The organism is Chryseotalea sp. WA131a, assembly GCA_025370075.1.
Lineage (GTDB): Bacteria > Bacteroidota > Bacteroidia > Cytophagales > Cyclobacteriaceae > ELB16-189.
In genome coordinates this window covers 3,306,681-3,319,704 of sequence record CP073016.1, presented here as the reverse complement: position 1 = coordinate 3,319,704, position 13,024 = coordinate 3,306,681, and the positions used below count along the sequence as shown (strand labels likewise).

General features: G+C 42.3%; 14 protein-coding genes. 10 read left to right on the top strand and 4 right to left on the bottom strand.

The features are described from left to right. Positions 1-147: 147 nt before the first annotated feature. From KA713_15270 to recG, 6 genes are read left to right on the top strand one after another with little or no spacing between them, the layout of a single operon-like run. Positions 148-588 carry a single-stranded DNA-binding protein gene (locus KA713_15270; protein UXE65811.1) on the top strand — a complete coding sequence of 147 codons (441 nt, stop codon included), beginning with the start codon at positions 148-150 and terminating at the stop codon, positions 586-588. A gap of 31 nt (positions 589-619) precedes the next feature. After that, positions 620-1,957: a gliding motility-associated protein GldE gene (gene gldE / locus KA713_15265; protein ID UXE69153.1), complete on the top strand. Its 1,338-nt coding sequence runs from the start codon at positions 620-622 to the stop codon at positions 1,955-1,957. Next, complete coding sequence (gene gldD, locus KA713_15260) at positions 1,954-2,553, top strand: gliding motility lipoprotein GldD (protein ID UXE65810.1); 600 nt, start codon at positions 1,954-1,956, stop codon at positions 2,551-2,553. The genes gldE and gldD overlap by 4 nt, the downstream gene beginning before the upstream one ends. A 25-nt stretch (positions 2,554-2,578) precedes the next feature. Continuing rightward, complete coding sequence (locus KA713_15255) at positions 2,579-2,770, top strand: hypothetical protein (protein ID UXE65809.1); 192 nt, start codon at positions 2,579-2,581, stop codon at positions 2,768-2,770. Further along, complete coding sequence (locus KA713_15250) at positions 2,755-3,066, top strand: type II toxin-antitoxin system RelE/ParE family toxin (protein ID UXE65808.1); 312 nt, start codon at positions 2,755-2,757, stop codon at positions 3,064-3,066. The genes KA713_15255 and KA713_15250 overlap by 16 nt, the downstream gene beginning before the upstream one ends. A 34-nt stretch (positions 3,067-3,100) precedes the next feature. Beyond that, positions 3,101-5,191, top strand: coding sequence for an ATP-dependent DNA helicase RecG (recG, locus tag KA713_15245; GenBank protein ID UXE65807.1), 2,091 nt, complete (start codon positions 3,101-3,103; stop codon positions 5,189-5,191). A 7-nt stretch (positions 5,192-5,198) separates the two neighbouring features. On the opposite strand, the gene KA713_15240 is transcribed toward recG, so the two are convergent. Together KA713_15240 and KA713_15235 are read right to left on the bottom strand one after the other, a co-directional pair. After that, the gene (locus tag KA713_15240) at positions 5,199-5,684 is read right to left on the bottom strand and encodes a RecX family transcriptional regulator (protein ID UXE65806.1); all 486 of its coding nucleotides are present in this window, start codon (positions 5,682-5,684) and stop codon (positions 5,199-5,201) included. A gap of 2 nt (positions 5,685-5,686) precedes the next feature. Next, positions 5,687-5,974: a hypothetical protein gene (locus tag KA713_15235; protein UXE65805.1), complete on the bottom strand. Its 288-nt coding sequence runs from the start codon at positions 5,972-5,974 to the stop codon at positions 5,687-5,689. A 168-nt stretch (positions 5,975-6,142) separates the two neighbouring features. Between KA713_15235 and KA713_15230 the strand changes: the two genes are divergently transcribed. Then, positions 6,143-6,709 carry a DNA-3-methyladenine glycosylase I gene (locus KA713_15230; protein UXE65804.1) on the top strand — a complete coding sequence of 189 codons (567 nt, stop codon included), beginning with the start codon at positions 6,143-6,145 and terminating at the stop codon, positions 6,707-6,709. A gap of 52 nt (positions 6,710-6,761) precedes the next feature. On the opposite strand, the gene KA713_15225 is transcribed toward KA713_15230, so the two are convergent. Both KA713_15225 and KA713_15220 read right to left on the bottom strand, forming a co-directional pair. Then, positions 6,762-7,502, bottom strand: a complete 741-nt coding sequence (locus tag KA713_15225; protein UXE65803.1) for a hypothetical protein — start codon at positions 7,500-7,502, stop codon at positions 6,762-6,764. Between the two features lie 126 nt (positions 7,503-7,628). Further along, positions 7,629-10,127 (bottom strand): ABC transporter permease, encoded by a 2,499-nt coding sequence (locus KA713_15220; GenBank protein UXE65802.1) that lies wholly within the window; start codon positions 10,125-10,127, stop codon positions 7,629-7,631. Positions 10,128-10,313: 186 nt separating this feature from the next. Between KA713_15220 and KA713_15215 the strand changes: the two genes are divergently transcribed. The 3 genes from KA713_15215 to KA713_15205 all read left to right on the top strand — a co-directional run bounded on the left by KA713_15215 (position 10,314) and on the right by KA713_15205 (position 12,979). Beyond that, a complete protein-coding gene (locus KA713_15215; GenBank protein UXE65801.1) occupies positions 10,314-11,075 on the top strand; it encodes a hypothetical protein in 762 nt (253 codons plus the stop codon). Positions 11,076-11,195: 120 nt separating this feature from the next. Then, entirely contained in the window at positions 11,196-11,705 is a 510-nt protein-coding gene (locus tag KA713_15210; GenBank protein ID UXE65800.1) for a DinB family protein, read from the top strand. 5 nt (positions 11,706-11,710) lie between these two features. Further along, positions 11,711-12,979 carry a D-alanyl-D-alanine carboxypeptidase gene (locus KA713_15205; protein ID UXE65799.1) on the top strand — a complete coding sequence of 423 codons (1,269 nt, stop codon included), beginning with the start codon at positions 11,711-11,713 and terminating at the stop codon, positions 12,977-12,979. The last annotated feature ends 45 nt before the right edge of the window (positions 12,980-13,024 follow it).

The window sequence follows — 13,024 nt, the reverse complement described above, 5'->3', positions numbered from 1 at the left end:
ACTGAAAAAGTTGATGTGGGCTTATGGAAAAAGATTGGTGCTTGCATCCCTCCTCTAAACCAAAAGCTTATGTCAAATAAATCCTTACAAGGTGTCTTCCCTAAAAATTTGGTATTTTTGCAGTCCAAAGAAAAATTTTAAGAATATATGTCGGGTGTTAACAAAGTAATTTTAGTTGGTAGGTTAGGCAAAGATCCAGAAGTAAGAAATTTAGAAAATGGGGCTACGGTAGCCAATTTTACCATGGCCACTTCCGAAACATATAAAGACAAAACTACTGGCGATCGCAAGGAAATAACGGAATGGCACAATATTGTGCTGTGGCGTGGCTTGGCAGACATTGCCGCTAAATACTTGCACAAGGGTGACCAAGTTTATATTGAAGGAAAACTTCGCACCCGCAGTTGGGAGAAAGAAGGCGTGACTCGCTACACCACCGAAATTATTGGCGACAATATGACCCTATTGGGTAGCAAGCCAAGCGGAAGCAGCTCATCTCCTTCAGCAAACGTTTCTAGCTATCAACAATCACCGGCACCTGCCCCATTATCAGCGCCTACCGACACCACCGATGACTTGCCTTTTTAAGTACCAAAACAGTTGATGCTTGGAAACGGTATTGGCATTAGAGGAGCCTCCTAGTTTTATTTTGGCAGAAATTTTTGCTGAATTAAATCCATTCTATGCGGTAAGTTTTGCAGCCATTGCGGTGTTGCTTTTTATGTCGGCTATGATCTCCGCTTCTGAAGTAGCTTTTTTTTCGCTTAAAGCAGATGATTTGGATCGCTGCCGCGAGTCCGAAGATTCTTCAGAAAAAAATATTGTTCAATTGCTAAAGAAGCCGCGCTTGTTGTTGGCCACCATCTTGATCATGAACAATTTTGTGAATGTAGGTGTGGTAACCATTTCAACCTTTTTAATGTGGGCCATGGCTGGCACACGCAAGCCAGAAGAGGCGGTGGTAGGCTTGGTTACGTTTGGAGCCACTTTTGCCATTACTTTTTTTGGTGAGATTGTTCCGAAAGTTTATGCCACACGCCACAACTGGACCTTTGCCAAACGCATGGGTGGGCTTTGGTTGATTTTGGAGAAAGTGTGGATGCCAATTTCTTGGTTACTGCTGAACATGAGTCAAATCATTGAAAAACGAATTGAGAAAAAAGGATACAGCACCACGGTAGAAGAGTTGAATCAAGCGCTTGATTTGACAACCAACAACAGCGACACCACGGCTGAGGAGAAAGGGATTTTAAAAGGCATCGTAAATTTTGGGACGCTTACCGTAAAGCGCGTGATGAAGTCGCGCTTGGATATTTCTTGCGTAGATGGTGAATTGGACTTTAAAGAACTGATGAACCAGGTAAATAAATCTGGGTTCTCGCGCATTCCGGTCTATAAAGAATCCATTGATCGGATAGAAGGGATTTTATACACCAAAGATTTGCTTCCCTATTTAGATGAAACGAAGGAATTTAAATGGCAAAAATTATTGCGCCCCGGTTTTTTTGTTCCAGAAACCAAAAAACTCGATTCGCTGCTCAAAGATTTTCAGAGCAAGCGCGTGCACATGGCCATTGTAGTTGATGAATATGGTGGCACATCAGGATTGGTAACACTCGAAGATTTAATTGAAGAAATAATTGGTGAGATCAACGATGAATTTGATGAAGTCATCCTTGGCTTTCAAAAAATAGATGATCACAACTTTATTTTTGAAGGCAAAACATCCATACACGATGTATGCAAGGCCTTGGATGTGGTTGTTACTTCTTTTGACGAGGTGAAGAGGGAAAGCGAATCATTGGCCGGATTGATTTTGGAGTTACATGGCTCGATGCCGGCACAAGGTGAGCAAATTGTGTTTGAGCGTTTTGTGTTTACGATTATGATAGCGGATCTAAAAAGAATCAACAAAGTGAAAGTGACGTTGCAAAAGGAAGTGATGGAAAAAAAATGAGACGTTCGATTTTACTTGCAGTTTGTGGCTTGGAGCTTGTGGCGATTGCATTCCTTTTAACTAGCTGTTCGCGCGATTATCAGCCCAAGCCAAAAGGATACAACCGATTAATTTTACCGGAAGAGAAGTACCTTTCGCTACCCGATAGTTTACCGTATTCGTTTGAGTATTCAACCGCAGCGAAACTGATGCGCGATACTTCTTGGGTAAACGAGCGTCATTGGGTTGAAATTTATTACCCTACTTTGAAGGCCAACCTGCACATCACTTATAAAAAAATCAACAACCGCGAAGAATTGCTGAAAGAGTTTTTGAATGATTCGTACAAGCTTACATCAAAACAGCAAATAAAAGCGTATGGAATTGATGAAGTTAAAGTTGTTACACCTTTGGGCAAAACGGCTATGATTGCCGAAATCAGTGGAGATGTGCCTACCCAATTTCAATTCACTATTACAGACTCAACCAAAAATTTTCTTCGTGGTGCGCTTTATTTCAACACAGAAGTAAATAACGATTCATTGTCACCGGCCATCGACTTTATGAAAAAGGAGGCGATGCATTTGATCAATACCTTAGAATGGAAGAAGAAATGAAGAAATTTTTTATGTACTTTTGAACATGGCGACACTTTCCAAAGAAAAATTGATAGAAACCATTAAGGATTTGCCTGATTCCTTTTCAATCGAGGATCTTTTTGAGAGAATCATTCTGTTGCAAAAGATAGAGATAGGGTTAGAGCAATCAAAATCTGGGCAAGTGCTTTCTACCGATGAAGCTAGAAAGAAATTGAAAAAATGGCTGTTGAAGTAAGCTGGTCAATTCAGGCCCTTGAGGATATCGAAAACATAGCTGAATTTATTGCCAAAGATTCTGAGTTTTATGCTCAACTTCAATCGGAGCGATTCTTTAAAAGAGTTAAAATATTGGAAACTTATCCAAAGTTTGGAAGGGTCGTTCCTGAACAGGAATTGAAATCAATTCGGCAATTGATTGATGGGAACTATCGTATTATTTATCGAATTGTTTCAAAAAGCAGGATTGACATACTCACTATTCAACATAGTAGTAGGCTCTTATCAAACAACCCTTTGTTCGGAGAACAATAAACATTGGCTAATTTGCTAACTCATTAGCCGCACGATGAGTTTCTTCGACACCTCCATTGAATTCTTAAAAGGCGTGGGACCGCAGCGTGCCACGTTGCTTCAAAAGGAACTTAAAATTTTTACCTATGGCGACTTGATTCAGCACTATCCATTTCGTTACGAAGACAGAACAAGATTTTATTCGATTGCAGAGATAAACGAAACAATGCCTTATGTGCAGATCAAAGGGACAATCTCTGAATTTGAAACCTTGGGTGCAGGAAATAAAAAAAGATTGGTAGGCTATTTCACCGATGGCAAAGGTGAAATTGAATTAATTTGGTTTCAAGGGGTTAGTTGGGTGATGCAAAAAATCAAAACCAACACCAATTACGTGGTGTTTGGCAAACCCAATCAATACGGCAGTAGGTTTTCGATCGCGCATCCCGAAATCGAACCGCTAACTGAAAAAAGCGATAAGGGAGGATATTTGCAGCCCGTTTACCCGGTTAGCGAAAAATTGCGAGCTCGCCATATCGATTCAAAGTTCATTTCTAAAATGCAGCAAGAAGTTTTGCGGATGGCTCAAACCCATCTGCAAGAAATTTTACCTAACTCAATTTTACAAAAACAGAAACTACTCGATAAAAAGAAGGCGATCATTCAAATCCATTTTCCTTCCAATCACGAATTGCTTGCTGCGGCTCAACACAGATTAAAATTTGAAGAACTCTTTTTTATTCAATTGCGATTGATAAAAATGAAGTTGGTGCGGCAAGGAAAGTTCAAGGGAATTGTTTTCAATGATACCGCCATCCTCACTAAATTCTACAAAGAGTTTTTGCCTTTTGAACTAACAGAAGCCCAAAAGAAAGTAGTCCGTGAAATTTATGCGGACATGAAATCGGGCAAACAAATGAACCGGTTGCTTCAGGGAGATGTGGGCAGTGGCAAAACCATTGTTGCATTTATCTGTATTCTTTTGGTGGTGGGCAGCGACTCGCAAACGGCCTTGATAGCCCCTACCGAAATTTTAGCACAGCAACATTACGCTAACTTAAAGCGCTATGCTGAACCCATGGGAATTTCTATTGCGCTACTAACAGGTTCCGTTAAGAAAAGTGCGCGCAAGCCTATTCACGAAAATTTGCAAAACGGTTCGCTCAAAATACTGATTGGCACACACGCCTTATTAGAAGAAGAAGTCAAATTCAATAAATTGGGATTGGCCATTATCGATGAGCAACATCGTTTTGGCGTAGCACAACGATCCAAACTCTGGCAGAAGAACGCAAGTGTTTACCCGCACGTACTGGTGATGACGGCCACACCTATTCCGCGCACATTGGCGATGACGCTTTATGGCGACTTGGAAATTTCTGTCATCGATCAATTGCCCAAAGGCCGAAAGCCTATTCAAACCATGCACAAATATGATACCCATCGTTTACAAGTAAATGGTTTCATCAAGGCACAAATTGAGCAAGGCCGGCAAGTGTACATTGTTTACCCATTGATTGAAGAATCTGAAAAATTAGATTTAAAGCATTTGATGGATGGTTACGAAAGCATTTCACGTTCTTTTCCTGACGTGGCCATCAGCATTGTGCATGGGCAAATGAAGGCAGAGGCAAAAGATTTTGAAATGAAGCGATTTATAAAAGGCGAGACTAAGATTATGGTAGCGACCACGGTAATCGAAGTAGGAGTAGATGTTCCAAATGCTTCGGTTATGATTATTGAAAGTGCACAGCGTTTTGGTTTGTCACAACTTCATCAATTGCGAGGGCGAGTAGGGCGTGGAGTCGATCAGTCGTATTGTATTTTAATGACTGATCACAAACTAGGCACTGAATCGAAAACACGCATTGAAACGATGGTGCGCACGAATAATGGGTTCGAGATTGCAGAGACGGATTTAAAACTACGTGGCCCCGGAGATTTAATGGGCACACAACAAAGTGGGGCGTTAGATTTACTGATTGCTGATTTGAGTAAAGATGGTGAATTGTTGAAGCAAGCTCGTGAAGAGGCACAGTTGCTGTTAGAGAATGATCCGAACTTAGAAAAGCCAGAAAACAGCATGGTGCTTAGGCAGATTCAGTCGATCAAAAAGGCAGCTGTGAATTGGAGTAGGATTAGTTAGAAAAATACTAGTCTATTTCTTTTACCATCTCCCACACCAGCTCGGGTTCGTACCCTTTTCCGATGGCGTAGCTAGCAAGTTTATCACGCTTTTTGAATAGGTTTGTTTCGGTTGATTGTTCTGACTTCCTTTTCAGAAGATTCTTTAACGTTTTTCGATAGTCTGGGTCTTCAATTTCTTTTAGTCCAGTGGCAATGTTTCGTTTGCTAAGGCCAAGAAACTTTAGTTCGTTTTCAATTTTTTTGCGGCCCCACTTTTTAATCCGGAATTTGCCCCCAGCGAAGGCTTTGGCAAACCGCTCTTCATTTAAAAACCCTTCGGTAATGAGTTGTGCAATGATTTGATCCACTTGCGTGGAATACAGCCCATAGTCGAACAACTTGTTTTTTACTTCTTGGTGTGAGCGCTCTTGGTAGGCGCAATAGAGTTGAATCTTAGCAAGGGCAACGGTTGGGGATAATCTGATTTTTTTAGGTTCTTTTTCTGAGAACATAACTATCGCCAAGGAAAAACTAACTTCAAGCCACGCTTCTTTTTGCCTGCGATGTCAATAAAGCCACGCGTGTCAATCAGGTTGCCACTTACATCCCAGTAATAATAAGAGCCAAATTTTCCGTTGTTAAAAGAAAGTGATGAGACCGAACTTATCCATTGCATTTGGAATTTATGATTGGCATCGGCCATTGGCAAGGCGGTAAGTGTGGGCGATTGAAACGGAATGTTTTGGGCAGCATCCTCCACTAAGCCGAAAGGTAGTTTTTTTAAAATTGGAGTTGCTGGCATTGACACTTGATAGGAAGGCAATGATGTTTTTTGCCTAAACTGACTTTGGACCGAAAGCGAAACGCAAAAACATAAAAGAAAAAGCCACCTTACCATCTTCAAAAGGTAAGCAATTAAATTGTAATCTTCCAGAAAGTTTGGAACTTTCGATAAGATTAATAGAAGAAAATGGAAAAAGAAAAGACTCGCTGCCCGTGGTGTTTGGGTTTTGAAGAATATAAAAAATACCACGATGAGGAATGGGGCGTGCCGGTGCATGATGATCGAGTCCATTTTGAATTCTTAATTTTAGAAGGCGCACAAGCAGGATTGAGCTGGTCTACTATTTTAAAAAAACGCGAAGGCTACCGAAAAGCGTTTGCTGATTTTGATCCCAACAGGGTGGCGCGTTTTACTGAAAAGAAACTTGAGAAAATTTTGTTGGATCCCGGAATTGTGCGCAACCGACTGAAAGTTTATGCGGCCGTTAATAACGCAAAGCAATTTTTGAAATTACAGAAAGAGTTTTGGAGTTTTGACAAATACATTTGGCAGTTTGTTGGCGGCAAGCCTATTGTCAACAAACGGAAAACGATGAAAGAAGTACCAGCCACGACTCCCGAATCAGATGCATTAAGCAAAGACTTGATTAAACGCGGGTTTAAGTTTGTTGGAAGTACGGTCATCTATGCCCACATGCAAGCCTGTGGGTTGGTGAATGATCACCTGATTGATTGCTGGAGATATGGGAAATAAAGTATATTAATTCTGAGCCTAAGCGAAGAATCTTCCAATAGACGGGCCAGCTTTACTTAAGTTTTACGCCCACCCACAAATACGCAGGCACTGCCATCACACTGTATCCACCTCCGCCAAAGCCACCGCCTCGTTGACCAAAGCCACTAGGGGGCGGAGTAGATCCATTCGGCTGGTTGGCCGTTGTCTGTCTTCCGGTTTCAATGGTCACACCTAAAATTGGCGTTTTCGCTTTTTCAATTTTAAATGCCTTGAACGGTATCTTGGCTTCATAAATGTAGTTGGCGTCTGCATCTGCTGCAATAAATGCTTCGATGCCGTTCATCAATCCAAGTCGACTTGATATAATGTTTTCTTTCGCAAGGCCAACAAGCTCCACCACTTCTACATCACTTAACAATTGTCTTTTGTAGGCGTCAACCGCTGCTGCATCGGGTAAATCAAGCGGCTTTTGTTTTTTTAGTTCACTGTCTGCTTTGCCAACAGGGTACTTCAACCCTACTTTTCCTTTTTTCTTTCCGTTTGCATCTAGCTTTACATACAATCCATACAACCCAATTTTGGTTTGTGTTAAATTGTCGGTAATTTTTAAACGGATATAAAGATTTTCGGCATCGTTGCAGATGGTATACAAAATTTTACTTTCTCCATCCAAATTCCAATCGCTTGTCCATTCGGTGGCAACGCCATCAATCACAGGCGGGGTTGTTATTTCACAGCTTTCGCGTATCCCTTTTTGTGAATGAGCAACGAAACCAGTTAATATAAAAGAGAAGAATAGCAGTAAGCGCATTTGAGCTAGGCGTTAAAATTACGATCAGCAAATCTACGCCTTTTCTATTTCTACATGCAAATCACTTTAGCAGTCAAAAAGGAGCATGAAGTATACAGCTTATGGCGTAGACTTGTCTCGCTAAAACTACTCATGCTTCAACGCCTGCACCGGATTGGTCATCGAAGCTTTCAATGATTCGTACCCAACGGTGAGAAGCGTGATGAAAGCAATCAAACCTACCACCCCCGCAAATAATAGAACCGATAGCTCTGTTCGGTACACAAAACTTTGCAACCAATTATTGGCGACAAAATAAGCCAGCGGCAGCGCAATGAGGCACGCAATCAATAACAATTTGGCAAATACCTGCAAGAGTAAAACCAATATTTGAAAATTGCTCGCCCCCATGGATTTGCGAATGCCAATTTCTTTGGTGCGTTGTTGCGATAGAAACGATGCCAACCCATACAATCCAACACACGTGATTAGAATAGCCAGCCACGAAAACTTCTCAGTCAGCGCAGCTACCTTGGTTTCGTTCTCATACATCCGGCCAAACTCTTCATCAATAAACCAGTAATCAAAACCAAGGCCTGGGAATATTTTTTTCCATTCGTTTTCGATCGAAGCAATTTTGTTTTGCATTTTGCCAGCAGGCAAGCGTACATGAATGATGCGATCTACCGGATGAGGTTTTGGGCAAATCGCCAAAGGGTCAATCTTCCTCCGCATGGAGCGATAGGGAAAATCGTCCACCACCCCGATGACCGTGCCGGTGATTGGTTTTTTGGTAGAGTCTGGTTGAGAATAGCCCATGCTCCAATCGGGGCGAACCACCGCTTTGCCAACTACTTCTGCTGGCGTAAGATGAAGCGCCTCCACAGCCGATTTATTCAACAAGATGGAAGCAGAGTCGGCTACGTTTTTAGGATCAAAATCGCGGCCTGCAATTAACTTCAATTGAAACGTTTGGGTGAAATCGTAATCGCCATTCAATTGAAACCACTCGTGCTTTTCTTCGTTGATGTCGGGAAATTGCATTTGCATATTGATCGGGCCAAAAAAATCCAAGCGTGGCAAATGGTTGGCGAGGGTTACGTGTTCTATTTCAGGGTCGGATTGAACCGCGTTTTTGAAGAGCAAATATTTGTAATCAGGTGTGGGCTCGTTGAAGCCGCCAAAACGGATAGAGATTACTTGCTTGCCCGCCTCGTTTAATTTTGAGTTACGCATTAAATCCATTTGCCGAACGATGATAACGGTGCCCGCCAGCAGGGTAACAGCTACCACAAATTGCAACGCTGTTAAAAACTGACGGAAAAAGATGGAGCCTTTGCGGAAAGCAAATTTTCCTTTAAGCACGGTGGCGGGTTGAAAACCTGAAACAAACAAAGCCGGATAGCTGCCCGCCAATAACGTGACCAACACAATCACGCCAAGCATAATCAACAACATTTGCCCGTTGAACAAATGCGCCAACGTAAAAGCTTTGCCCGTTAAGTGATTGAATGGTGCGGTGAGCATCGCCACTATCAACAATGCCATCAACGCAGAGATAAACACCAATACAAATGATTCGAGCATAAACTGCAAGAACAATTCCGAACGGATGCCGCCAAACGTTTTGCGCAACCCAATCTCGCGCGCACGGCCAGCCGACTTGGCAGTAGATAAGTTGATGTAATTGATACACGCCACCACTAAAATGAGTAGTGCAATGGTCATGAATACGTACATGTATTTGATGTCGGCAGTTTTGTGGTCAATGGTCCAGTCCATTTCTTGGTCGAAGTGCACATCGGTAATCTTTTTCACCACGGGTTTGAATTTGATGTCCCACTTGTTTTTGGCAATCATTTGATCCACTTTTTTCTGCATGTCTTCCATAATCAATGGAATTTTAGTGGGGTCTTTGCAAACAAAGTAAGACTGCGTAAAAAAATTATTGTTGCCATCTGCCATCGAGGTGTTCAACAGGTTTTCCAAATCTGGCATAAAGGGTTTCAATGCCAAAATGTTGGCCACGTACTTGGGGTTTACGTGCGAGTTGCTCGGAATGTCTTTGATCACAGCCGTTACCATCATCTCAACTTTTTTGCCTTGGGTGGCCCATGTGTGCATCACCGTTACTTGTTGATTGATGGGGTCTTCGTTACCGAATAATTCTTTAGCGGCTGATTCGGTTAAAACAATTGAGTTGATTTCTTTGAGCGGATTTTTAGACGTGCCCTTTAACACAGGCATATAAATCAAATCGGTGATGGACGATTCTGCCCAAATCAATTCTTCGGTTAAAATGATCCGGTCTTTGTTTACATATTGAACACTGGTGGGCATGCCCCACGAAGTATAGCTGGTAATGCCACCAATGCCTGGAAAGTTTGCTTGGATGTAATTGTCCCAACCAGCTGGGGCGTAAGGAGCTGCTTCTTTTTCACCATTGGGAAACGTGACCACATAACCCATCCGATAGGTTTCATTGGCTTGAGGATGCATGGTATCGTAGGTGAGCTCATCGCGTACATACAGCGAGATGAACAATGCAGCCGATAAACCCACGGCCAAGCCAAGGATGTTTACCGCGGCATATGCACGCTTTCGCGCAATATTGCGAAATGCCAGTAGAAGGTAGTTGGTGAACATGAATTTGAGATTTGTGTAATGGATGATAAAAGGTACGACATAGTTTCTGAAACGATGAAACGCTACACACCTTGTAACATCTTATTACAATTTGTGACAAAGGCGATGAATTGCCGCTCTTCCCATTCACTCATTTTTCCTTCATAAAATTTCTTACCTTCACTCCGCCACAAACCCAAACCCATTATGAAGAGCCAATTACTGTTTTATTTTATTGTTATTTCTTGGGCAATCGTCTCTTGTTCGGAACGCCCCAAAACGCTGGCCGAACTAAATCCTGCCATGCCTGGCTTTGATACGGTTAACTCTGACCCCGGAGGCATTCAGTTGGCCGATAGCATCATGGCTGCCATGGGCGGGCGCGAAAGCTGGGACAAGGCAAGATTTATTTCATGGAATTTTTTCGGCAGACGAGATTTGACTTGGGATAAGCATACGGGCCGTGTGCGAATAGAAATTCCCAAAGACAGCATCATTTTTTTGGTGAACATCAATTCAGGAGAAGGACGTGCCCGCATGAAAGGAACGGAAATCACCGAACCCGATTCGCTAAAGAAGTTAATGGCCCGGGCCAAAAGCATTTGGATCAACGATTCGTATTGGCTGGTAATGCCATTTAAAATCAAAGACAGTGGCGTTACGCTCAAGTACATGGGGCAAGATACCGTCCTTAACAATCGCTTCAATGTGTTGGAGCTGCGGTTTAACCAAGTGGGCGATACCCCCGACAATAAATACCGTGTGTATGTGGGCATTCAAGATAAATTGGTGAAGTATTGGGCCTACTACAATAATGCGAAGCAAGACACGGCCAATTTTTTGCGTCCGTGGGATAATTACAAAACGTACAATGGCGTGCTGCTTTCTGCCGATCGGTCAGACGATGGTGGCCCCAAAAATGTAAAAGTAGAAATGGAAATGCCCGATAAGGTTTTTACTGAATTTTAAGAAATAGATACTTGATACTTGATGCTGGATTTATATTCTTCGAATCAAGTATCCATAATCCATAATCAGTATTGTGTCCCAAATCTTAAATCGTACATCTAAAATCCTAAATTTCCCCTCATGCTCCTAAATCTCGACAGCATCCCACACTTTTATAAAAACTACATCAAACAAATTGATGAGCCTGATTTACTCCAAGCCCTTCGTATCTCTGGCCATCGCATGATTGAAGCCGTTCATTCTATTAAAGAAGCCAATGCCGATTATCGCTATGCAGATGGAAAGTGGACCATCCGCGAATTGCTGTGCCACGTAATAGATGCGGAGCGTATTTTTGCCTATCGTGCCTTGCGCTTTGCGCGAAATGATAAAACTCCTTTGGCGGGATTTGAAGAAAACGATTATGCACCGCAGGCCAACGCGGCAGGCAGAAGCCTTACTAAAATCGCGTTGGAAATGACCCATGTTCGAATGACCACCGTTGATTTGTTTGAAAGCTTTACCCCCGAAATGCTAGCACGAAAGGGAGCGGCCAATAACAATGAAATCTCCGTCATTGGATTAGGTTTTATCATTGCTGGGCACGAAACCCATCATCGAAAAATTTTGGTGGAGCGTTATCTTTCTTGAAAAAAATGAAGTGGTTTATTCTGGTTTTGATTGTCGTGGCCTGTTCACCTGCACTTGTTATCAAAAAGCAGTTAGGTGAAATACAGAACCTACAGCAAGATCATATTGGGTTTTCACTTTATGATCCAGCTACTAAAAAGTCGCTCATCCAGTATAACGATGCAAAGTATTTTACGCCTGCTTCTAATACCAAGATTTTTACGTTTTACACCAGTCTCAAATTGCTGGGCGATTCCATCAATGCCCTGACCTATGTTCAACAAAATGATTCATTGATTTTTTGGGGATTGGGTGATCCGAGCTTTTTAAACCCATTGGCGTACGATAATGGCCGTGCCTTTCAATTTTTAAAAAATGCACCGGGCAAATTATATTTTTCTTCTTCTAATTTTAAAACCGATGCCCTGGGCAATGGTTGGGCGTGGGACGATTACAATTACAATTATTCAATTGAACGTTCTTCATTTACCTTGTATGGAAACCTGATCACCCTTAAAAAGCAAGGGGAAAAAGTTGTGACCCAGCCGTCTTTTTTCGAGGAGCATCTCATTACAGCAAACGAAAATCACTCCGATGAAGAAGTAGTTCGGGCCATTGACGATAATCAGTTAACCTACTATCCCGGCAAACGGAAATTCAAAACCCAAGAGATACCTTTTCACGTGAGTGCAGATTTGCTGGCCGATTTATTGACGGATACATTGAAACGGCAAGTGGAGCATGTATTCATCCCGTTGAAGCGGGGAACGATTTTGAAAAGTATTCCAGCGGATAGCATTTACGGTGTAATGATGCAAGACAGTGATAATTTTATGGCCGAACAGTTGCTGTTGCAATGTGCTGCTGTGGTAAGTGATACCCTCAAACCGGAAATTGCCATTCGCTACGCCACTAAAAATTTTATGAATACACTGCCCGACAAACCGCAGTGGGTAGATGGCTCAGGCCTTAGTCGATTTAACTTGTTTACTCCTCGAACCATTGTTAGTCTATGGGAGAAGATTTACAACGAAGTGCCGCGTGAGCGATTGTTCAGATTGTTGGCAGTCGGTGGAGGATCGGGAACGATAAAAAACTGGTACAAGCATACGCCTCCTTTCATCTTTGCCAAAACAGGCACGCTGAGCAATAACCACACGCTGAGCGGATTTATCATCACCAAAAAAGGAAAAACACTCATCTTCAGTTGGATGAATAATAACTTTGTAACGCCCACTAATGAAGTGAGAAAGAAGATGGAAAAATTGCTGCTCGAGATTCGGGAGAAGTATTGACAGTCTATAGCTTGCTCAACACCAACTGCATTACTTGCTTATACC

Bases quoted from the DNA above. Each gene is read 5' to 3' on its own strand.
- gldD (UXE65810.1), top strand. From the start codon at position 1,954: ATGAGACGTTCGATTTTACTTGCAGTTTGTGGCTTGGAGCTTGTGGCG.
- recG (UXE65807.1), top strand. From the start codon at position 3,101: ATGAGTTTCTTCGACACCTCCATTGAATTCTTAAAAGGCGTGGGACCG.
- KA713_15215 (UXE65801.1), top strand. From the start codon at position 10,314: ATGAAGAGCCAATTACTGTTTTATTTTATTGTTATTTCTTGGGCAATC.
- KA713_15255 (UXE65809.1), top strand. From the start codon at position 2,579: ATGGCGACACTTTCCAAAGAAAAATTGATAGAAACCATTAAGGATTTG.
- KA713_15220 (UXE65802.1), bottom strand. From the start codon at position 10,127: ATGTTCACCAACTACCTTCTACTGGCATTTCGCAATATTGCGCGAAAG.
- KA713_15225 (UXE65803.1), bottom strand. From the start codon at position 7,502: ATGCGCTTACTGCTATTCTTCTCTTTTATATTAACTGGTTTCGTTGCT.
- KA713_15210 (UXE65800.1), top strand. From the start codon at position 11,196: ATGCTCCTAAATCTCGACAGCATCCCACACTTTTATAAAAACTACATC.
- KA713_15205 (UXE65799.1), top strand. From the start codon at position 11,711: ATGAAGTGGTTTATTCTGGTTTTGATTGTCGTGGCCTGTTCACCTGCA.
- KA713_15230 (UXE65804.1), top strand. From the start codon at position 6,143: ATGGAAAAAGAAAAGACTCGCTGCCCGTGGTGTTTGGGTTTTGAAGAA.
- KA713_15250 (UXE65808.1), top strand. From the start codon at position 2,755: ATGGCTGTTGAAGTAAGCTGGTCAATTCAGGCCCTTGAGGATATCGAA.
- KA713_15270 (UXE65811.1), top strand. From the start codon at position 148: ATGTCGGGTGTTAACAAAGTAATTTTAGTTGGTAGGTTAGGCAAAGAT.
- KA713_15240 (UXE65806.1), bottom strand. From the start codon at position 5,684: ATGTTCTCAGAAAAAGAACCTAAAAAAATCAGATTATCCCCAACCGTT.
- KA713_15235 (UXE65805.1), bottom strand. From the start codon at position 5,974: ATGCCAGCAACTCCAATTTTAAAAAAACTACCTTTCGGCTTAGTGGAG.